Raw genomic sequence first — 22288 nt, 5'->3', positions numbered from 1 at the left:
CCTCGCTGCTGGTCCGGCTGGAAGGCCACGGCCGCGAGGACTCCGTCACGCCGCGCCGGCGGCGCCAGCGGGCGACGGCGATCGCGAGCGCGGCGAGCAGGCCGTCGTTCACGCCGCCGTGGAAGGCGGCGGGCAGCCCGGTGAGCAGGGCCTCGCTGGTGGCCGGGTCGAGGCGCACCTTGATCGTCTCGACCGTGCCGGTGACGTCCACGGCCGGATCCACCCGGCGGGTGCCGAGCAGCGGGTCCGGGCCCTGGAGCGCCTCATGCCACCACGACGTCTCCGCCGTCCGGTCCGCGCCGGTCGCCTCGTCGCCAAGCGCGTGCGCCCAGCGGCGCAGGGAGGTGCCCACGGGTGGCAACACCGGGCGCTGGCCGGCGCGTACGCGCTGCCAGGCGGCGGCCAGGTCCGGGACCAGGATGCGCCAGGAGACGCCGTCCACCACGAGGTGGTGCAGCACGATGCCGAGCAGTCCCGGCCCGTCGAGCCAGACGAACCGCGCCATCACGCCGGCGGCCGGGTCCAGCAGGTCCGCCGCCTGGTCCAGCTCGGCGGCGGCCCGCTCGCGCCAGCCGTCGTCGTCGGCGGCGCACGGCACGCGGGTGATCAGGTTCGCGACGTTCACCGTGCCGGGCGGGTCCACCAGCAGGCCGGGCTCGTCGCCGGGGACCAGCCGGGAGCGCAGCACGTCGTGGCGGTCCATGACCGCCGACAGGGTGGCGGCCAGCCCGGCCTCGTCGATGTCGGCGGGCAGCTCCAGCACGGCGGACATGGAAAAGCGCCCGATGCCGCCACCCAGGTTGAGGAGGTGGTGGCCGACCGGGGGCAGGGGCAGCCGGCCGACGCCGCCGCCCGGCAGCTCCTCCAGCACCACCCGGTGCTCGGCGCGCCCGGCGGCCGCTACGGCCAGGGCCGCCACGGTGCGGCAGTCGAAGACCTCCTGTGCGGTGACCTCGACGCCGCCCGCGCGGGCCCGCGCGACGACCTGGATGGAGCGGATGCTGTCGCCGCCGATGGCGAAGAAGTCGTCGTCCACGCCGACCCGGTCGGCGCCGAGCACGTCGGCGAACACCCCGGCCAGGACCTCTTCCTCGGTGGTGCGCGGCGCGCGGTACTCGCCCTCGGCGACCACCGGCTCCGGCAGCGCGGCCCGGTCGAGCTTGCCGTTCGCCATCAGCGGCAGCTCGCCCAGGACGACGAGCGCGGACGGCACCATGTACTCGGGGAGCCTGCCGCGCAGGTACGCCTGCAGGTCGTGCACCGACACGCCCGCGTGCAGGCCGTAGTCCCCGAGCTCGGCGTCGCCGTCTCCGTCGGCGGGCACCACGTAGCCGACGAGCCGCTGCCCGTCCTTGGCGACCACGGCGGCCTGGGCGACGCCCGGGTGCGCGGTCAGGACGGACTCGATCTCGCCCGGCTCGATGCGGAAGCCGCGTACCTTGACCTGCTCGTCGGCGCGGCCGACGTATTCGAGCTGCCCGTCTCCGTTCCAGCGGGCGACGTCGCCGGTGCGGTACATGCGCTCGCCGGGCGAGCCGTAGGGGTCGGCCACGAACCGGGCGGCGGTCAGGTCGGGACGGCCGTGGTAGCCGCGCGCGACGAGGCCGCCGACGTACAGCTCGCCGGCCACACCTGGTGGGACCGGGGCCAGCCCGGGGCCCAGCACGTAGGCGCGCATGTTGCCCAGGGGGCGGCCGATCGGCACGCCGCCGGAGCCCGCCCAGCCGGCCGGGACCGCGAACGCCGACGCGTAGAAGCTCTCGGTCTGCCCGTAGCCGTTGACCACCCGCACGCCGGGCAGCACCGCGCGCAGCCGCTCCACCGACGCGGCCGGCAGGCCCTCGCCGGCCAGCACCACGGTCTCGACGTCGAGGCCGTCGCCGGCCTCCGCCACCAGGGCGGCCAGCACGGACGGGACGCCGGAGAGCACGCCGCCGGACCAGCCGCCGCGCTCGCCGGCCACCAGCACGTCGCGCACCAGCTCGACGCAGCCGCCCGCGAGCAGCGTGGTGAACAGCTCGAACACCGACACGTCGAAGTTGATCGACGTCCCGGCCAGCATGCGCGTTCCGTCGTGGACGCCGACCACGTCGATCAGCCGCGACACGCCGTTGACGACGCCGCGATGGGTGACGCCGACGCCCTTCGGCGTGCCGGTGGAGCCGGAGGTGTACATGACGTAGGCCAGGCCGTCCGGCCGCACCCGCACGCCGGCGCCGACGCCCGAGGCCAGGTCCAGCTCCTCGACGAGCAGCCGGGGCGCGTCGCCGGGGAGCGTCCGCGCGGTCGCGGCGTCGGTCAGCACGAGTTTCGGCGCGGCGTCGGCGAGGATGAGCTCCAGCCGGCGGCTCGGGTACTTCGGGTCGATCGGCACGTACGCGGCGCCGGCCTTCCAGACGGCCAGCAGCGCGGCCACCAGCTCGGCCGAGCGCGGCATCGCCACGGCCACCAGCGTCTCCGGGCCGGCGCCGTGGCGCAGCAGCTCGCCCGCCAGCCGTCCGGCGCGCTCGTTGAGCTGGCGGTAGGTCCACTCCTGGCCGTCGCAGACGACGGCGGGCGCGTCGGGGCAGGCCGCCACCCGCCGCTCGAACAGGTCCGTGATCGTCTGGTCGGGCAGGGGCCGCGCGGTGTCGTTCAGCTCGGCCAGCCGCTCCAGCTCGCCCGGCTCCAGCACGTCGATCGCCGCCAGGCGGGTGTCCGCGTCGGCGGCGACCTGCCGTAACACGCGGACGAACCGGGCCGCCATGGCCTCCGCCGTGCTGCGGTCGAACAGGTCGGTGGCGTACTCCAGCCGGCCCTGCAGGCCGCCGGCCGGGTCCGGGATCATGTTGAAGAACAGGTCGAACTTGGCGGTGCCGTTCGTGGCCTGGATCGCCGTCGCCTCGACGCCGGGCATCTCCAGGGCGGGCCAGCGGAACTGCCAGGCGTACATGACCTGGAACAGCGGCTGGTACGACGTGGTGCGGCCGGGGCTGAGCACCTCGACCAGCCGTTCGAAAGGCACGTCCTGGTTCTCGTACGCCACCAGCGCCCGGTCGCGCACCCGCCTGACCAGCTCGGAGAACGACGGGTTGCCCGCCAGATCGACGCGGAGCACCCAGGTGTTGACGAAGAAGCCGATCAGGTCGTTGAGCGCCTCGTCCATGCGGCCGGCGATGGGGCTGCCGATCGTCAGGTCCTCGCCGCCGCCCAGGTGGTGCAGCAGCACGGCCAGCGCGGCCTGGACCACCATCGACGCCGAGGCGCCGTGCGCCGTGGCCAGCCGCTCCAGCGCGGCCAGCAGCTCGGGCTCCAGGCTGAACTCCACCAGGTCGCCCCGGTGGCTCATCGTGGGCGGGCGGGGCCGGTCCAGGGGCAGCCGCAGCGGTTGCGGCACCCCGGCCAGCTCCTTGGTCCAGTACGCGAGCTGCCTGGCCGCCATGCTGTCCGGGTCGGACTCGTCGCCGAGGAGCTCCTGCTGCCACAGGGTGTAGTCGGCGTACTGGATCGGCAGCTCCGTCCAGCCCGGCGGCCGGCCTTCGCGGCGCGCCGCGTACGCGGCGATCAGGTCCTTGCCCAACGGCGCGGCCGAGGCGCCGTCGGCCGAGATGTGGTGGATGACGAGGATCAGGACGTGCTCGTCCGGGGCGCTGCGCAGCAGGCACGCCCGGACCGGCAGCTCCGCCAGCAGGTCGAACCGGTAGGACACCGCCTCGGTCATCGCGGCCGGCAGCGCCTCGGGCGCCACGTCGACGACGGGCACCTTGAGCGTGATGCCGCCGGCCGGGACGACGTGCTGCGACGGGGTGCCGTCCTCGTCTTCGAGGACCAGCGTGCGCAGGCTCTCGTGCCGCAGCACCACGTCACGCACGGCCAGCTCCAGCGCGCCCGTGTCGAGCGCGCCGCTGAGCCTGATCGCCAGCGGGATGTTGTACGTCGCCGACGGGCCCTCCAGGCGGTGGATGAACCACAGGCGGCGCTGGGCAAACGACAGCGGAATCATTTCGCTCTACCCTCTACGGTCAGCTTGCGCAGCAGTGGCCGGCTGCTCGTGGCGTTGTTCTCGGACTGGGCCGCCAGGGCGGCGACGGTCGGGTTCCTGAAGACGACCCGGATGGACAGGTCGATGCCCAGCTCGGTGCGGATGCGGCCGATGAGGCGGGCGGCCAGCAGGGAGTGCCCGCCGGCGGCGAAGAAGTCGTCCTCGATGCCGATCCGGTCCACGCCGAGCACGTCGGCGAAGAGCCGGCACATCAGCTCCTCGCGCGGGTTGCGCGGCGCCTCGTAGGAGGAGCTCGCGGCATAGTCCGGCGCCGGCAGCGCGGCCCGGTCGAGCTTGCCGCTGGCGTTGATCGGCACCGCGGCGAGCGGGACGACGACCGACGGCACCATGTACTCGGGCAGCAGGCCGGCGGCCAGCTCCGGCAGCGCCGCCGCCAGGACGGCCCCGTCGGCGTCCGGCGCGGGGACGACGTAGGCGACCAGCCGCTGGTCACCCGGCCGGTCCTCGCGGACGATCACCACGGCCTGGCTCGCCTGCGGATGGGTGAGCAGCGCGGCCTCGATCTCGGCCGGCTCGATGCGGAACCCGCGCACCTTGACCTGGAAGTCGATCCGGCCCAGGTAGTCGATCTCGCCCTGGTCGTTCCAGCGGACCAGGTCGCCGGTGCGGTACATGCGCTCGCCCGGCGGCCCGTACGGGCAGGCCACGAAGCGGTGCGCGGTCAGCCCCGGCTGTCCCAGGTAGCCGCGCGCCAGTTGCACGCCGGCCAGGTACAGCTCGCCCGGGACGCCGGGCGGCACCGGCCGCAGCGCCTTGTCCAGCACGTAGACGCGGGTGTTCCAGACGGGCGTGCCGATCGGCACCGTGCCCGAGCCCGGCCGGTAGTGGTGCGCGGTGACCTCCACGGCCGCCTCGGTCGGCCCGTAGACGTTGTGGACGCCGCAGCAGGGCAGGATCCGGCTCGCCCGCTCGGCCAGCTCCACCGGGAACGCCTCCCCGGCCACCTCGATCCAGCGCAGGCTGTCACACCCGGCCGCGGCCGGCTCGGCGACGAACGCCTCCAGCAGCGAGGGCACGAAGTCGGCCTGGGTCACCCGCTCCCGCTGGATCAGCCGGGCCAGGTATTCCGGATCCTTGCGCCCGTCGGGTCGGGCCACCACCATCGCCGCGCCGACCTGCAACGGGCCGAACAACTCCGGCACCGACACGTCGAAACTCGACGACGTCACCAGCAGCACCCGGTCCTCCGGGGTCATGCCGAAGTGCGCCTGTCCCCACCGGATCCGGTTCATGATCGACCGGTGGGAGACCAGGACGCCCTTGGGGCCGCCGGTGGAGCCGGAGGTGTAGATCACGTAAGCGGCCGTCGCCGGGTCCAGACGCACGCCCGGGTCCGTGGCGGGATAGAAGGCCAGCTCGGGCAGCTCCTCGATCACGGCCACCGGGCAGGCACTGGCCAGCATCGCCGCCACCCGCTCCCGGGGCAGATCCGGATCGATCGGCAGATACGCCGCGCCCGCCTTCAGGACCCCGTAGATCGCCGCCACCATGTCCGCCGAGCGCGCCATCCGCACCGCGACCAGCCGCTCAGGGCCCGCGCCCCGCTCACGCAGCCAGTGCGCGATCCGGTTCGACCACTCGCTCAGCTCGCCATAGGTCCACGCACGGCCCTCGAAGATCAGCGCGGTCCGCCCCGGATCGGCGGCCACCCGCGCCTCGAACGCCTCCATGAGCGTGGTGTCCTCGACGGGCGCGCCGGTGCGGTTGACCTCCGACAGGAGCCACTCGCGCTCGCTGCCGGCCAGCACGTCCACGCCGCCGAGCCGGGTCCGCGCGTCGGCCAGCACCTGCCGCAACACCCGCACGTACCGCCCCGCGATCTCCTCCACCGCCTCGCGCTCGAAGACGTTGTCGTGGTAGTCGAGCGTGAGCCGCAGGTAGGGGTCGGCGGCGTTCAGGGTGAGGGGGTAGTGGGAGCCGGCGAACGGCCGCACACCGGTGATGCCGATGCCGGCGCTGGTGTTCGCCTCGTCGATGCCCTGCCGGTCGACCGGGTAGGACTCGAAGACGATGAGGGTGTCGAAGAGCTTGGACAGGCCGGTGGCCTGCTGGATGTCGGACAGTCCGTAGTAGTGGTGGTCCATCAGCGCGCTCTGGCGCTTCTGCAGCTTGCTCAGGACCTCGGTCACCCGCTCTTCCGGCGCGGCCGGCACCCGGACGGGCAGCGTGTTGATGAACAGCCCGACCATCTCGTCGGCGCCGGGCAGCGTGGCGGGGCGGCCGGCGACCGTGGCGCCGAAGACGACGTCGTCGCGGCCGGTCAGCTTGGCGAGCAGGATCGCCCACGAGCCCTGGACCAGGGTGTTGACGGTGATGCCCAGCTCGGCGGCGCGCTGTGTCAGCTCGCGGCCCTCGTCCAGGGAGAGCGGCACCTCCACCCGGCCCAGCCCGGTGGCGCTCTCGCCGCTCTCCTTCTGGGGGGCCAGCAACGTCGGGCCGTCCAGCTCGGCCAGCTCGGCGGCCCAGGCGCGGGCCGACTCCGCCGAGTCCTGGCGGGACAACCACGTCAGGTAGTCGCCGTAGTCGCGTACCCGGGACAAGGCCGACGGGTCGCCGCTGGAGGCGTACAGGCGGATGAGGTCCCGCATCAGCAGCGGCGTGGACCAGCCGTCGAACAGCATGTGGTGGGCGGTCAGCATGAGCTCGGAGCGCGTCGGGCCGAACGTGACGAGGGCCAGCCGCAGCAACGGCGCCTTCATGGCGTCGAAGTGGTCCTCGCGGTCCTCGGCCACGAACCGGGCGAACTCCGCCTCGGCCGCGGCCTCGTCCAGGTCGCTCAGGTCGAGGTGCCGCCAGGGCAGCGGCAGCTCGTCGAGGATCACCTGGACGGTGTCGCCGGTCGCGTCGGCGACGAAGGCGGCCCGCAGGTTCGCGTACCGGTCGAGCACGGCCTGGCCGGCGGCCCGCATCCGGCCCGGCTCCACCTGGCCGGACAGGTGGAAGACGAGCTGCATGTGGTAGACGTCGAAGGCGTTGCCCGCCATCATCGCGTGGAACAGCAGGCCCGACTGGACCTGGGTGACCGGCCAGACGTCGGCCAGCTTCCCGTAACGGGTCTCCCACGCCTCCAGCTCCGCCTGGCCCGCCTTGACCAGCGGCACGTCCGACGGCGTCAGGCCGCCCGCGTCCGGCTGCATGGCGTGTACGGCCAGGCCGCGCAGGGCGGCGGTCCACAGGTCGGCCAGCTCGGCCACCTCGTCGCCGGACAGGATGCCGGTCGGGAAGGAGAAGGCGGCCTCCAGCCCGGCCTCGGTGGCCAGGGCGTTGATCTCCAGCGCGGACAGCACCGGCATGTCCGCGTCCGGCGGCGGGACGAGCCCGGTGGTCTCGGCGACGGGCAGCCAGCCCAGGCCCTTGAGGGTGTCGGGCATGTCGGCGGCGGAGAACTGGCCGAGGTAGTTGAAGCCGATCTGCGGCTCTGGGTGGTCGGCGAGCTCGTCGGCGGTCGCGGGGTTGAGGTGGCGGAGCAGGCCGTACCCGACGCCCTTGTCGGGGATGGCGCGTAACTGCTCCTTGACCAGCTTGATCGCGCGGCCCGCGGCGGGGCCGCCGGCCAGCACCTGGTCCACGTCGCAGCCGGCCACGTCGAGCCGGACGGGGAACATGCTGGTGAACCAGCCCACCGTCCGCGACAACTCGGCGCCGGGGACGACGCCCTCCTCGCGGCCGTGGCCCTCCAGCCGGACCAGCAGCGAGGACTCCGACACGCCGCGCCCGCGCCGCCAGCGGGCGACGGCGATCGCCAGCGCGGCCAGCAGGCCGTCGTTCACGCCGCCGTGGAAGGCGGCGGGCAGCTCGGACAGCAGCACATCGCTGACGGCCGGGCCGAGCCGCACCTTGACCGTGTCCACGGTCGCGATGACGTCCACGGCCGGGTCGACGCGGCGGGCGCCGAGCGCCGGATCGGGGCCGTCGAGGATGGCGTGCCAGGCCGGCAGCTCCTCGGCGCGCTCGATGGCCTCGTCGGCCAGCGCGTGCGCCCAGCGGCGCAGGGAGGTGCCGACGGCCGGAAGCTCGGGCCGCTGGCCGGCGCGTACGCGCTGCCAGGCGGCGGCCAGGTCCGGCACCAGGATGCGCCAGGAGACGCCGTCCACCACCAGGTGGTGCAGCACGATGCCGAGCCGGCCCGGCCCCTCGGCCGCGTCGAACCAGACGAAGCGCGCCATCACGCCGTTGACCGGGTCCAGCTCGCCCGCGGCGGTGTCCAGGTCGGCGGCGGCCGACTCCAGCCAGCGCTCGTCCCAGCGGCCGTCGCAGGCGACGCGGGTGACCTCGATCGCCGCGCTCTCCGCGACCAGCAGCCCTGGCTCGTCGCCGGGGACCAGCCGGGAGCGCAGCGCGTCGTGGCGCTCCATGACGGCCGACAGGGTGGCGACCAGCCCCGGCTCGTCGATGCCCGCGGGCAGCTCCACGACCACGGTCATGGAGAACCGGTCGATGCCGCCGCCCAGGCCGAGCACGTGGCGGCCCACCGGCGGCAGCGGCAGCCAGCCGGCGCCGCCGCCGTCCAGCTCCGCCAGCACCGGAGCCGTCTGGCCGCGGCCGGCGGCCACCTCGGCCAGCGCGGCCACGGTCCGGCACTCGAACACTTCCTGCGCGGTGACCTCGACGCCGCCCGCGCGGGCTCGCGCGACGACCTGGATGGAGCGGATGCTGTCGCCGCCGACGGTGAAGAAGTCGTCGTCGACACCGACCCGGTCCGCGCCGAGCACCTCGGCGAACACCCCGGCCAGGACCTCTTCCTCGGGCGTGCGCGGCGCGCGGTAGGCGCCCTCGACGATCACCGGCTCCGGCAGCGCGGCCCGGTCGAGCTTGCCGTTCCCGAGCAGGGGCAGGCGGCCCATCATCACGAACGCCGACGGCACCATGAACTCCGGCAGCCGGCCACGCAGGTAGGCCCGCAGCTCGGTCACCGACACGCCGGAGTGCAGGTCGAAGTCGCCGATCCCGCCCGCGCCGTCGCCGCCGAAGACGCCGCCGCCCACGCCGATGGGCACGAGGTAGGCGACGAGCCGGCGCTCACCGGGCCGGTCCTCGCGGACGACGACGACGGCCTGGTCGATGCCCGGGTGGGCGGTCAGCGCGGCCTCGATCTCGGCCGGCTCGATGCGGAAGCCGCGTACCTTGACCTGCTCGTCGGCGCGGCCGACGTACTCGAGCTGCCCGTCGGCGCCCCAGCGGACGACGTCGCCGGTGCGGTACATGCGCTCGCCGGGCGGGCCGTAGGGGTCGGCCACGAAGCGGGCGGCGGTCAGGTCGGGACGGCCGTGGTAGCCGCGGGCCACCAGACCGGCGACGTACAGCTCACCGGCCACGCCCGGCGGCACCGGGGCCAGCCCGGGGCCGAGCACGTAGGCGCGCATGTTGCCCAGCGGGCGGCCGATCGGCACGCCGTTCGCGCCCGGCCAATGGGGTGGCACCACGAAGGCCGACGCGTAGAAACTCTCGGTCTGTCCATAGCTGTTGACCACGCGGACACCGGGCAGCGCCGTACGCAGCCGCTCGACCAGCCCGGCCGGCAGGGCCTCGCCGGCCAGCACCACCGACTCGACGTCGAGGGCGCCGCCGACCTCGGAGGTCACGGCGGCCATCACGGACGGCACCCCGGAGATCACGCCACCGGACCAGCCGCCGCGCTCCCCCACGACCAGCACGTCGCGCACCAGTTCGACGCAACCACCCGCGAGCAGCGTGGTGAACAACTCGAACACCGACACGTCGAAGTTGATCGACGTCCCGGCCAGCATGCGGGTGCCGCCCCGGACCCGGATCACCTCGGTCAGCCGCAACACGCCGTTGACGACGCCGCGATGGGTGACGCCGACGCCCTTCGGCGTGCCGGTGGAGCCGGAGGTGTACATGACGTAGGCCAGCCCGTCCGGCCGCACCCGCACCCCGGCGCCGGGGCCCGTGGCCAGATCGAGCACCTCGACGAACAGCCGGGGGATGTCGTCCTCCGGCAGCGCCTCGGCGGCGCTCCGGTCGGTGACCACGAGCGCGGGCGCCGCGTCGGCCAGGATGGCCGCCACCCGCGCGGACGGATAGGCCGGGTCCACCGGCACGTACGCGGCGCCGGCCTTCCAGACGCCGAGCAGCGTGGCCACCAGCTCGGCCGAGCGCGACACGGCCACCGCCACCAGCGACTCGGGGCCGACGCCGCGGCGGATCAGCTCGCCCGCCAGCCGCCCGGCCCGCTGGTCCAGCTCGCGGTAGGTCCACTCCTGGCCGTCGCAGACGACGGCGGGCGCGTCGGGGCAGGCCGCCACCCGGCGCTCGAACAGCTCGGGGACCGACACCTCGGGGACCGGCATCACCGACTCGTTCAGCGACGACAACAACCAGTCGCGCTCCCCGGCCGCCAGCACGTCCACGCCGCCCACCCGCACCGACGGGTCCGCGGCCACCTGCCGCAACACCCGGACGAACCGCGCGGCGAAACCCTCCGCCGTCTCCCGGTCGAACAGGTCGGTGGCGTACTCCAGCCGGCACTGCACCCGTCCAGCGCCGTCCGGAATGATGTTGAAGAACAGGTCGAACTTCGAGGTCTGTGTGGCGGTCGGCTCGAAAGCCGCCCGCAGTCCTGGGATGTCCAGGTCGGGCCAGGGGATCTGCCAGGCGCACATGACCTGGAAGAGCGGCTGGTAGGCGGTGGTGCGGCCGGGGCTGAGCACCTCGACCAGGCGCTCGAAGGGGATGTCCTGGTTGTCGTACGCCGACAGCGCCTTCCCCCGCACCCGCCGCAGCAGCTCGGAGAAGGCCGGGTTGCCCGCCAGGTCCACCCGGAGCACCCAGGTGTTGACGAAGAAGCCGACCAGGTCGTCGAGCGCCTCGTCCATGCGCCCGGCGATGGGGCAGCCGATCGTCAGGTCCTCGCCGGCGCCCAGGTGGTGCAGCAGCACGGAGAGCGCGGCCTGGGAGACCATCGACGGCGTCGCGCCGTGCTCCCTGGCCAGCCGCTCCAGCCCGGTCACCAGCTCCGGCTCCAGCCAGAACTCGACCAGCGCGCCCCGATGACCGGCCGCCGGCGGGCGCGGCCGGTCCAGCGGCAGCCGCAGCGGTTGCGGCACCCCGGCCAGCTCCTCGCGCCAGTACGCGAGCTGCGTGGCCGCGACGCTGTCCGGGTCCGACTCCTCGCCCAGCAACTGCCGCTGCCACAACGTGTAGTCCTTGTACTGGACGGGCAGTTCGGCCCAGCCCGGCGCCTGTCCGTCGCGGCGCGCGGAGTAGGCCGCGATCAGGTCCCGGCCGAACGGCGCCGCCGACTCGCCGTCGCAGGCGATGTGGTGGACGACCAGCACGAGCACGTACTCGGACGGCCCGCAGCGCAACACGCGGGCCCGCACCGGCAGCTCGGCGGCCAGGTCGAAGCGGTAGGACACGGCCTCCGTCACCGCGGCCGGCACGCCCTCGCGGGTCACGTCGAGGACCGGCACGTCCAGTGTCACCTCGCCCGGCGGCAGGATGAGCTGGAACGCGTGACCATCAGCGTCCTCGGCGATCAGGGTGCGCAGGCTCTCGTGCCGCAGCACCACGTCACGCATCGCCGCTTCGAACGCGACCGCGTCCAGCTCGCCCGTCAGGCGCAGCACGAACGGGACGTTGTAGGTCGCCGACGGGCCCTCGAACCGGTGGATGAACCACAACCGGCGCTGGGCATACGACAACGGAACCATTTCGTCCTACCCCTCTCAGCTCACTGCGAGCAGTTCCAGCAGCTCGGCGTTGTAGAAGTCGTCGATCTCGCACGCACCGGAGAGGGTGGCGAAGTAACGATCGACCATGGGCTGGTTACCGGCGATCCGCTGGAGCAGGGCGATCCGGTCCTCCGGGACCCTGAGCTCGGCCACGGTCAGCGTGCTCCGGTAGAAGTCGGCGAAGCGCTCCTCGACCTCACGCGTGTACCGCCCGAGGGCGGCGTCGAGGGCGGCCGGGTTCCCGAGATCCTCGCCGACCAGCTCGGTGAGCAGCTTGGCCTGGTGGAAGGCGTCGGTGATGCCGCGGGCGGCGATGGAGTCCTTGTGGTGGGCGGCGTCGCCCACCAGGGCCCAGCCGGGCCCGGACGCCTGCCGGAAGAAGTTGCGCTGGTCGCCGGTGCCGTACATCTGCTCGGCGTGGGTGGCCGAGGCCAGCCGGTCGTAGACCGTGGGCGCGGTGGTGCGGATGGCTTCGAGGTATTCGGGCTTGACGTTGAAGCGCACCCGGCCGAACTCGTTCTGCGGGAAGTAGGTCATGACCAGCGTGCGCCCGTGGTTGGACGGGATCACGGCGACCCAGCGGCCCGGGCGCTCGTACAGCTCGAAGTGGGAGGGGAGGCCCTCCCAGTAGCTGTAGTAGGTGCAGGTCATGCGCGGGTCCTCGATGGTCATGGGCACCTTGAGGAGGCGGGCGACGTTCGAGCGCATGCCGTCCGCGCCGATGACGAGCCGGGCACGTTCGGAGAAGGGCTTGTCACCCTCCGTGCCCTTCACGCCGACGACCCGGCCGCCGTCGTAGAGCAGGTCGATGACCTTGCAGCCTTCCCGGTACTCGACGCCGGCCGCCACCGCGCCCTCGGCGAGGATCGGGTCGAGGACGAAGCGCCGGGGCGCGAACGCCGCGCGCTGCCCGTGGTCCGGCAGTGAGCAACCGTCCACGCGTACGGCGCCCGAGGCCTCGTAACTGGCGTGGTCGAGTGGCGGGGTGCCGGCCGCCCGTACTTTGCCGAGCAGCCCCCATTGGTCGAGTAACGCGACCCCGGGCTGATGAATGTAATGGGATGAGAGGGTGTCCTGCGGGAAACGCACCTTTTCCAGCAGCAGGACGCGATATCCAGCGCGGGCGAACAACAACGCCGTTGGCGATCCCGCACAACGCGCACCGACCACGATGACGTCATACATGGCGCCTCCCATTCGATAGGGCTTTTCTCCGGATTTCGTGCCGCATTCAGCGTTTCCCGTCGTTATTCATCGGGACCTCTTGGACTATAGGCAGCCAGCTGAAAGCCGGGCCAGGTTCGGGCGGGGCACCGGCGGGTTCCGGCCCGCGGAGCCTTGACGACCGTCCGGCCGGCGGGACGGGTCAGGCGCGCAGCCAGTCCAGGACCGTGGCGGCCACGCCCGACGGGTTGTCCGCGGACAGCAGGTGGCCGCCCGGCAGCTTGACGACCTCGCAACGCCCGCGGGTGTGCGCGGACCACAGGTCCAGCCGCCGCACCCCGGTGTCGCGCTGGCCGGCGATGACCAGCGTGTCACTGGAGATCTTCGTGTCGCGGGCCAGCTCGTTGAACGACTGGGACAGGTAGAGGTCGTCCCTGATCAGCGGATAGGCGTACTCGGCGAGGTCGGGATCGGCGATGACCTCGGCCGGGATCTCGCCGCCCAGCGCCCGCATCGCGGCGGCGGCGGTGCCGATGTCACGGACGTCCTCCGTCCTGATGCGCTCGCGCGCCGAGGGCGGGGAGTTGGAGGCGGCCAGCAGCAGCGGCGCCCCGGCCGGTTCCAGCGTGGCGATCGCCTGCAGGGCCACGAAGGCGCCCAGGCTCTCGCCGTAGAAGGCGTCCACCCGCCCGCCGACCTGCCGCAACACGTCGCGGACGGCCAGGTCGGCGCGGGTGACCGCCCTCTCATGGGAACGGCGCCCGTGGCCGGGCAACTCGGCGAGCCGGCAGTCGATCCGGCCGTCGAACGCCTGCCGCAGCCGCTGGAAGTACGCGGCGCCGCAACACGACGGCGGGACGAACGCCACGATCGGCCGCGGGCGCGTCGCCGCCGGGCTCATGACGCGCGCCGGCGCTCTTTCCGCACGACGGCCACCCCCCTTTTTTTCGGTTGTCCGGTGGTCTCCCGATCCACGGTAAAGAGCGGCTCAGCCGCGTCGCAACGGAACGGAACCGGTGTCCCGCCGGCCGGACGGGAAACGCCGCCCGCCTTGTGGACGGCGACCTGCCGCGCCCATTCTGAATGCTGTCTCCACCGAGGCATCGTGTCATTGTCCGCTGTTGCCCGGCCCGGCGCCCCACCCTGCGCGTCCGGGCCCGGCGATGCTGAGCGCATGGAGCGTGACCAGCGTGCCATACCGTACGAGAACTGCGCGCCGACGCCATTACCTGATGTGCAAGCCCGCATATTTCGACGTCTGTTATTCCATTAATCCCTGGATGAATCCGAGCCGGACGACCTCCACGGCCGTAGCCCTCTCCCAGTGGAAGTGGCTGCACGACCTGCTGGTCGAGCTGGGGCACACGGTTGAGCACATCGAGCCGCTGCCCGATCTGCCCGACATGGTGTTCGCGGCGAACGGGGCGACCGTGGTGGACGGCAAGGCTCTGGTGACCCGGTTCCGGCACCCGGAGCGGGCCGACGAGGCGCCCGCCTATCTGGAGTGGTTCCGCCGCCACGGTTTCGGCGAGGTGCGGCAGACCGAGCACGTCAACGAGGGTGAGGGCGACTTCCTGTTCACCGGGGAGCACATCCTGGCGGGCAGCGGGTTTCGTACCCATCCGAAGGCGCACCAGGAGGCGCGGGAGTTCTTCGGCCGGGAGGTGCTGAGCCTGCGGCTGGTCGATCCGCGCTTCTACCACCTCGACACCGCGCTGGCCGTGCTCGACCACGAAGAGATCATGTACCTGCCGGGCGCCTTCGCCCCGGAGAGCCGTGAGCTGCTGGAGCACCACTATCCGGACGCGATCCTCGCCGAGGAGGAGGACGCGCGCGGCTTCGGGCTGAACGCGGTCTCCGACGGCCTGCACGTCGTGCTCTCCGACCAGGCCGGACGGCTGGCCGGCCGGCTGCGCGAGCACGGCTTCGTGCCCATCGGCTGCGACACGACCGAGCTGATGAAGTCGGGCGGCAGCGTCAAGTGCTGCACGCTGGAGCTGCGGGCCTGACGCCGCACGGACCTTGGAGCAGCCGGTCGGCACCCCTGCCGACCGGCCGTTTCGCACGCTTCGAACACGATCAAGAGAGGACGACCGATGCGCCTGTTCTGCCTGCCCTATGCGGCGGGCTCGGCCGAACGTGTCTACGAAGGCTGGCAGCCCGCCTTGCCCGCCGGCATCGAGGTGATCCCGCTCGAACTGCCGGGACGCGGACGCAGGTTCAGGGACCGGCTCCTGCCGCACGCGGACGCCCTGGTGGCGGACGCCCTGCCACGGGTGCTGCCGTTCGGCGGCGAGCCCTTCGCGCTGTTCGGCCACAGCCTCGGCGCCATCCTCGCCTTTGAGCTGGCCCGCGTGCTGGAGCACGAGCACGGGCACGTGGCGGAGCGCCTGCTGGTGTCCGGCCACGACGCGCCGGACGCGCCGCGCGTGCCGAACCTCGACTACCTGCTGCCGGACCGGCGCTTCAAGGCCCGGCTCAGGGAGCTCGACGGGACGCCGCCGGTGGTGCTGGAGAACGACGAGGTGATGGAGGTGCTGCTGCCCCTGCTGCGCGCCGACTTCTCGGCGGTCGGCCAGTGGGAGTACGTGCCCGGCCCGCCGCTGTCGTGCCCCATCACCGTCTTCAGCGGTGCCGACGACCCCGAGGTGGATCCGGCCACCTTGGCCGGCTGGGAGCGGCAGAGCACGGCCGGGTGCCGGGTGCACCTGCTGCCCGGCGGCCATTTCTTCCTCAACGAGATCCCTGACCGGCTGCTGCCACTGGTCGCCGGTGGCCTGCTCGGAGCGAGCCGTCTCTGAGCGGCGACCGGGCCTTGGGGTCGCCGCTCAGCAACGGCTCGCGCCCAAGACCCCGTCTTCGACATGACAAGGACGCCGTGGCGCACTGTGCGCCACGGCGTTTTTGTCGTGCCCCTAGGTCATGCGCTGCAGGCGCGGCCGGCGGGCCGGGGCCGGTTGTTGCGCCCGGCCCGACAGCTCGGCCACGGTGGGCGCCTCGAACAGCGTCCGGATCGGGATCTCGATGCCCAGCTCGCCGCGGATCCGGCTCACCAGCCGGATCGCCAGCAACGAGTTGCCGCCGAGCTCGAAGAAGTGGTCGTCGATCCCGACGCGGTCGCGCTCGAAGATCTCGGCGAACAGCGCCGCCAGCGCCGCCTCGCCGGGGTTCCGCGGCGCCCGGTAGGCCGTCTCGCGGGCCTGCGCCACGGCGGTGCCGGGCCCGTCGTCGCGACGGTAGGAGGCCAGCACCTGGCTCAGGTCCTCCTGACCGAGCAGCGCGCCGACGCTCACCCCCGGGTCGCCCGCGAAGTGGCTCAGGACCCGCGCGAACCGGGCGGCGACCTCCGTCACGGCCTCCCGGTCGAGCTCGTGGTCCAGATACTGCAGGGACAGCCGGAGCCGCGGATCGGCCGAGGCGGTCAAAGTGAGCGCGTAGTGCGATCCGGCGAACGGCCGCACTCCGGTGATCGCGACCCCGGCCGAGGTGTTCGCCTGGGAGATGCCGGCCCGGTCGATCGGGTAGGACTCGTAGGCCACGAGCGTGTCGAACAGCGTCGGCAGCCCGCTGGCCCGCTGGACGTCGGCCAGGCTGTAGTAGTGGTGGCCGAGCAGCATGGTCTGCCGCTCCTGCAGCTCGACCAGGACCTCGGCCAGGGTCCGGTCCGCGCCGCAGCGCACCCGTACGGGAAGGCTGTTGATGAACAGGCCGACCATCTCGTCCACCCCGGGCAGCGACGCCGGCCGGCCCGAGACCGTGGCGCCGAACACCACGTCGTCGCGTCCGGTCAGGCCGGCCACGAAGACCGCCCACGCGCCCTGCACCAGCGTGTTCAGCGTCACGCCGAGCTCGGCGGCGCGCCGCGACAGGCCGCGCGCGCCCTCCAGCGGCACCTCGACGTGCTCCATGCTGCAGCCGGCTTCGAGCGAGGCGCCGGGCAGCACCAGGGTCGGCTCGCCGACTCCGTCGAGCTCCGCCGCCCAGACGCGGGCGGACTCCTCCTGGTCCTGCTCCGCCAGCCAGGCCAGGAAGTCCCGGTAGGGCCGGGCCCGCGGCAGCGGGGTGTCGCCGGCGTACAGGCGCAGCAGATCCTGCATCATCAGCGGCAGCGACCAGCCGTCGAACAGCACGTGGTGCGCGGTCAGCACCAGCTCCGACCGCTCGTCCTCCAGGACCACCAGGGTCAGGCGCAGCAGCGGCGCGACGGCGGGGTCGAAGTGCGCGTCGCGGTCCCGGGTCAGGAAGTCCTCCAGCGCCGCCGTACGGGAGCCGGACCCGCGCAGGTCGAGCACGTGCCAGGGCAGCTCCACCTCCTCGGGCACCACCTGGACCAGGTCGCCGGCCGCGTCGGCGACGAACGCCGGCCGCAGGTTGGCGTGCCGCCGCAGCAGCCCCTGCCCGGCGGCGCGCATGCGCTCCGCGTCGACCGGCCCGGACAGGTGGAAGACCATCTGCATGTGGTAGGCGTCGAAGGAGGTGTCGGCCAGCATCGCGTGGAACAGCAGGCCCGACTGGACCCGGGTGACCGGCCAGACGTCGGCCAGCTTCCCGTAACGTGATTCCCACGCCTCCAGCTCCGCCTGACCGGCCTTGACCAGCGGCACGTCCGACGGCGTCAGGCCGCCCGCCCCCGGCCGGGCCGCGTGCGCCGCCAGGCCCCGCAGGGCGGCGATCCACAGGTCGGCCAGCTCGCGCACCTCGTCCTCGGTGAGGATGCCGGTCGGGAAGGCGAAGCCCGCCTCCAGGCCCGCCTCGGTGGCGAACGCGTTGACGTCGAGCGCCGACAGGACGGGCATGTCGGCGTTCGGCGCGGGGATGAACTCGCCCACGCCGCTCAGCGGTGACCAGCCGTCGCCGCGCAGCTCCTTGGGCAGGGCGGCGGCGGAGAAGTGGCCGAGGTAGTTGAAGCCGATCTGCGGCTCGGGATGGGCGGCGAGCTCTGCGGCGGTGTCCGGGTTGAGGTGGCGCAGCAGGCCGTACCCGATGCCTTTGTCCGGGATGGCGCGGAGTTGCTCCTTGACCAGCTTGACCACGCGGCCGGCGGACCTGCCGCCCGCGACGGCGTCGTCGAGGTCGTTGTCGGCGACGTCGAGCCGGACGGGGAACATGCTGGTGAACCAGCCGACCGTGCGGGACAGGTCGGCGCCGGGGACGACGGTCTCCTCGCGGCCGTGGCCTTCCAGCCGGACCAGCAGCGAGGACTCCGTCACGCCGCGCCGGCGGCGCCAGCGGGCGACCGCGATCGCGAGCGCGGCGAGCAGGCCGTCGTTCACGCCGCCGTGGAAGGCGGCGGGCAGCCCGGCGAGCAGGGCCTCGCTGGTGACCGGGTCGAGACGCACCTTGACCATGGCGACCGTGGACATGACGTCGACTCCCGGCTCCACCCGGCGCGTTCCCAGCAGCGGGTCGGGGCCGTCGAGGACGGCCTGCCAGGTCGGCAGCTCCGCCGCGCGCCGCGCCGCCTCCTCGCCCAGGGCGTGCGCCCAGCGCCGGAACGACGTGCCGGCCGGCGGCAGCTCCGGCGCCTGGCCGGCGCGTACCCGCTGCCACGCGGCGGCCAGGTCCGGCACCAGCACCCGCCAGGAGACGCCGTCCACCACGAGGTGGTGCAGCACGATGCCGAGCCGGCCCGGCCCGTCGGCGGTGTCGAACCAGACGAACCGCGCCATCACCCCCAAGCCCGGGTCCAGCCGTCCCGCCGCCGCGTCGATCTCGGCGGCGGCCCGCTCGCGCCAGTCGCCGGCGCACGGCACGCGGGTGATCAGGCCCTCGACCCGCGTCGCGCCGGGCGGGTACACCTGCAGGCCGGGCTCCTCGCCCCGGACCAGCCGGGAGCGCAGCGCGTCGTGGCGATCGACGACCGCCGACAGGGTGGCGGCCAGCCCGGCCTCGTCGATGTCCGCGGGCAGCTCCACGACCACGGACATGGAGAAGCGGCCGATGCCGCCGCCCAGGTCGAGCACGTGGCGGGCGGCCGGTGGCAGCGGGACCCAGCCGACGCCGCCGCCTTGCAGCTCCTCCAGCACCGGGCCGTCGTGGGTGCGCCCGGCCGCCGCCTCCGCCAGCGCCCCGACGGTCCTGAGCTCGAACACCTCCTGCGCGGTGACCTCGATCCCGGCCGTCCTGGCCCGCGCGACCACCTGGATGGAACGGATGCTGTCGCCGCCGATGGCGAAGAAGTCGTCGTCGACGCCGACCCGGTCCACGCCGAGCACCTCGGCGAACACCCCGGCCAGGATCTCCTCCCCGGCGGTGCGCGGCGCGCGGTAGACGCCTTCGACGACGACCGGCTCCGGCAGCGCCGCCCGGTCCACCTTCCCGTTCGCCGACAGCGGCAGGCGGCCCATCATCACGAACGCCGACGGCACCATGAACTCCGGCAGCCGGTCCAGCAGGAAGGCGCGCAGCTCGGCCACCGACACGCCGGCGTCGAGCTCGAAGTCCGTCAGGTCACCCGCGTGGTCGCCGCCCGCCGGGACCACGTACCCCACGAGCCGCCTGCCGCCACCGCGGCCTGCGCGGGCGACCACGACCGCGCGGGCCACCGCCGGATGCGACTCCAGAGCGGCCTCGATCTCGCCCGGCTCGATGCGGAACCCGCGCACCTTCACCTGGAAGTCCGCGCGGCCGAGGTAGTCCAGCTCGCCTTCCGGGGTCCAGCGGGCGACGTCGCCGGTGCGGTACATGCGCTCGCCGGGGCCGCGGAACGGGCAGGCGACGAACCGCTCCGCCGTCAGCACCGCCCGGCCGTGGTAGCCGCGCGCCAGCCCGGCGCCGGCGACGTACAACTCGCCGGCCACGCCGGGCGGCACCGGCCGCAGCGCGCCGTCGAGGACGTAACCCCACATGTTGTCCATCGGCCGCCCGATCGGGACGCCCTCCCCGATGCCCTCCGGGGACTCCAGGGTGTGGCAGGAGGTGAACGTCGTGGTCTCCGTCGGGCCGTAGCCGTTGACCACCTTGACGCCGGGGCAGGCCCGCAACACCTTCTCCGCCGCCGCGGGTGAGACGACGTCGCCGCCGGTCCAGACCTCGCGGACGCCGGCGAAGCAGCCTGGGCGCTCCTCCGCGACCACGGCGAACAGGCCGGCGGTCAGCCACAAGGAGGTGATCCGGTGCTCGGCGAGCAGGGCGGCCAGCCGGTCCGCCTCCAGGTCGCCCGGCGGGGCCACGACCACCCGGCCGCCGCTCAGCAGCGGCACCCACAACTCGTACGTGGCGGCGTCGAAGGTCAGCGGCGAGTGCAACAGCACCGCCTCCTGCGCGCCACCCGCGAAGCGCCGGTCCAGCGCGAGCCCGGCGACGCCGCGATGGGTCACCGCGATGCCCTTCGGCCTGCCTTCCGAGCCGGAGGTGTACATGACATAGGCGAGCCGGTCCGGCCCGCCGACCGCGTCGTCGTGCGGCGGTTCGCCGGCCGCGCCGTCGTGCGGCGGTTCGCCGGCCGCGCCGTCGTGCGCTGGTTCGGTCTGCTGGTCGACGAGGACGCAGGGCAGGTCGCCGTGCGGCAGCCGGCCGGCCAGGTCCGAGGTGGTCACCAGCAGCGCGGGACGCGCGTCGCCGAGCATGAGCTCCACCCGCTCCGGCGGGTAACCCGGCTCGATCGGCAGGTACGCGCCGCCGGCCTTCAGCACGGCCAGCATCGCCACCACGAACTCGGCCGAGCGCGGCAACGCCAGCGCCACCATGGTCTCGACGCCCGCCCCGTGCCGGGCCAGCACGCGCGCCAGCCGGTCCGCCCGCTCGTCCAGCTCGCGGTAGCTCAGCGACGCCTCGCCCGCCACCACGGCGACGGCGTCGGGGGTGGCCGCGGCCTGACGCTCGAACAGCTCGGCGACGGTGCGCTCCGGCTGCGGCACCGCCGGATCGACCAGCCGGTCCAGCAGCCGGCCACGCTCGCCGGGAGGCAGCACGTCCACCGAGCCGACGCGGGCGTGCGGGTCGGCGACGACCGCGCGGACGAAGGCGAGGAGCTGCCCGGAGATGGCGGTCAGGTCGGCCGGCTCGTACGCGGCGGCGGGCGCGTCGATGCGGACGCACAGGTCGCCGGGGTCGCGCCCGCCGTAGTGGATCACGATCATCAGCTCGTCGAGCGTGGGGAACGCGCCGCCTGCGAAGGTCGCGCGGCTGCCGCCGAGGTCGCGGTCGTCGATGGGCGGAATGAAGTTGACGATGACGCCGAGCGGGCTGCGGGCCGAGCCCGACTGTCCCATCTCGCGCTTGATGTCGGAGACCAGGTAGGAGGCGTGCCGCAGGACGGCGTACCGCTCGGTGGCGACCGTGCCGGCAACGTCGGCGAAGCTGGCCGAGAGCGGCACCGGCACCCGGATCGGCACGAAGTTGGCCAGCAGGCCGGGCGTGTGCCGCAGCTTCCCCCGCCGGTTGTTGACGGCGAGCGAGAACACCGGCGTGGGCACGTCGCACACCTGGCGGAAGTAGGCGGCGGCGGCGGTCGTCAGCAGGGTCGGCAGCGTCGTGCCGATGGACGCGGCGACCCTGGCCCACTCCTCGGCCTCGTCCTTCGGGACGACACGGGTGCTGTTGAGCACGCCGGCGGACCGCGTCGTCGCCCGCCACTCGCCGCCCGCGCCGGTCCGCTCGCGGCCCGCGTGGCGGACGCTCGGCAGCCGGACGACGTCGTGGCCGCCGGCCAGATAATCGCGCCAGAATGCCGCGTCGTCGGCGAATCGCCGGGAACCACGATAGCGGACGTCCTCCTCGTGAATGAGCGTCGGCCCGCCGCCGGTCCAATCCGGCGCCGTGCCGCCGCCTTTCAGCGCGGTGTAGACCTCGGCGATCCGGCCGGAGAAGGAGATCACCCCGAAGCCGTCCGTGACGATGTGGTGAAATACCAACGCCTGAAAGAAACGGCCCTCGCCGAGTTTGACCAGCCCCACCCGGAAAAGCGGGTCGCTTTTCAGGTCGAACGGCTCGCCGACGCGTTCGGAGATCGTCTCGTACGCCGCCTTCTCCGGATCGGCCGCCGCCGACACGTCCGCGAAGAACGCCCGCCAGTCATCGAGCCCGCGCGGCGTCATGCGTAATCCGGCCGCGTCCTCATGGAAATTGACCAGCGCCGTCCCGGTGTCGGTCAGCGAGGTGCGCACCGCGGATTCGAAGACGGTGAAATCGACGTCGCCGTGGATCTCCCAGATTCCGGCGATGTTGTTCGACACGTCGGGCGCCAGTTTCTGCGCGAGCCACATGCCAGTCTGTGCGGACGAGGCGTTCAGCGTGGACAAGGGAAACTCACCTCTACTCGTGGGGAAATGCGGGCACCCGGGGACGACGCGGCGAAGGGCGTATTCGAGATGGACGATAGACAGCCGCACCGGCGCGGGGCAACGCTTTCGCGGGCCGCCCGCCGGCGAGGCGTCCCGCTGGCGGG

The 22288-nt window shown here is 73.4% G+C and carries 7 protein-coding genes; 2 read left to right on the top strand and 5 right to left on the bottom strand.

Annotated elements, in window-relative coordinates; genetic code table 11:
• The 4 genes from ACWD0F_RS49485 to ACWD0F_RS49470 all read right to left on the bottom strand — a co-directional run.
• Nucleotides 1-3982, bottom strand: a 3982-nt coding sequence (locus ACWD0F_RS49485; RefSeq protein WP_449889758.1) for an amino acid adenylation domain-containing protein, incomplete at its 3' end; no start/stop codon positions are given.
• The gene (locus ACWD0F_RS49480; RefSeq protein WP_449889756.1) at nucleotides 3979-11715 is read right to left on the bottom strand and encodes an amino acid adenylation domain-containing protein; all 7737 of its coding nucleotides are present in this window, start codon (nucleotides 11713-11715) and stop codon (nucleotides 3979-3981) included. The genes ACWD0F_RS49480 and ACWD0F_RS49485, both read right to left, overlap by 4 nt.
• A 15-nt stretch (nucleotides 11716-11730) precedes the next feature.
• Nucleotides 11731-12921, bottom strand: a complete 1191-nt coding sequence (locus ACWD0F_RS49475) for an NAD(P)/FAD-dependent oxidoreductase (protein WP_449889754.1) — start codon at nucleotides 12919-12921, stop codon at nucleotides 11731-11733.
• A gap of 181 nt (nucleotides 12922-13102) precedes the next feature.
• Nucleotides 13103-13801, bottom strand: coding sequence for a thioesterase II family protein (locus tag ACWD0F_RS49470; protein WP_449889753.1), 699 nt, complete (start codon nucleotides 13799-13801; stop codon nucleotides 13103-13105).
• 262 nt (nucleotides 13802-14063) lie between these two features.
• On the opposite strand from ACWD0F_RS49470, the gene ddaH reads away from it, so the two are divergent.
• Nucleotides 14064-14909: a dimethylargininase gene (gene ddaH / locus ACWD0F_RS49465; RefSeq protein WP_449889751.1), complete on the top strand. Its 846-nt coding sequence runs from the start codon at nucleotides 14064-14066 to the stop codon at nucleotides 14907-14909.
• An 87-nt stretch (nucleotides 14910-14996) separates the two neighbouring features.
• Nucleotides 14997-15701 carry a thioesterase II family protein gene (locus ACWD0F_RS49460; RefSeq protein WP_449889749.1) on the top strand — a complete coding sequence of 235 codons (705 nt, stop codon included), beginning with the start codon at nucleotides 14997-14999 and terminating at the stop codon, nucleotides 15699-15701.
• Between the two features lie 114 nt (nucleotides 15702-15815).
• Here the strand turns inward: ACWD0F_RS49460 and ACWD0F_RS49455 are convergent, their stop codons facing one another.
• Nucleotides 15816-22142 carry an amino acid adenylation domain-containing protein gene (locus tag ACWD0F_RS49455; RefSeq protein WP_449889748.1) on the bottom strand — a complete coding sequence of 2109 codons (6327 nt, stop codon included), beginning with the start codon at nucleotides 22140-22142 and terminating at the stop codon, nucleotides 15816-15818.
• Nucleotides 22143-22288: the final 146 nt, after the last annotated feature.

It is taken from the genome of Nonomuraea sp. NPDC002799 (assembly GCF_053592075.1).
The sequence above is the reverse complement of the archived record's forward strand: the minus strand, read 5'-3'. Positions and strand labels throughout refer to the sequence as shown.

Bases quoted from the DNA above. Each gene is read 5' to 3' on its own strand.
- ACWD0F_RS49480 (WP_449889756.1), bottom strand. From the start codon at position 11,715: ATGGTTCCGTTGTCGTATGCCCAGCGCCGGTTGTGGTTCATCCACCGG.
- ACWD0F_RS49475 (WP_449889754.1), bottom strand. From the start codon at position 12,921: ATGTATGACGTCATCGTGGTCGGTGCGCGTTGTGCGGGATCGCCAACG.
- ACWD0F_RS49470 (WP_449889753.1), bottom strand. From the start codon at position 13,801: ATGAGCCCGGCGGCGACGCGCCCGCGGCCGATCGTGGCGTTCGTCCCG.
- ddaH (WP_449889751.1), top strand. From the start codon at position 14,064: ATGCTGAGCGCATGGAGCGTGACCAGCGTGCCATACCGTACGAGAACT.
- ACWD0F_RS49460 (WP_449889749.1), top strand. From the start codon at position 14,997: ATGCGCCTGTTCTGCCTGCCCTATGCGGCGGGCTCGGCCGAACGTGTC.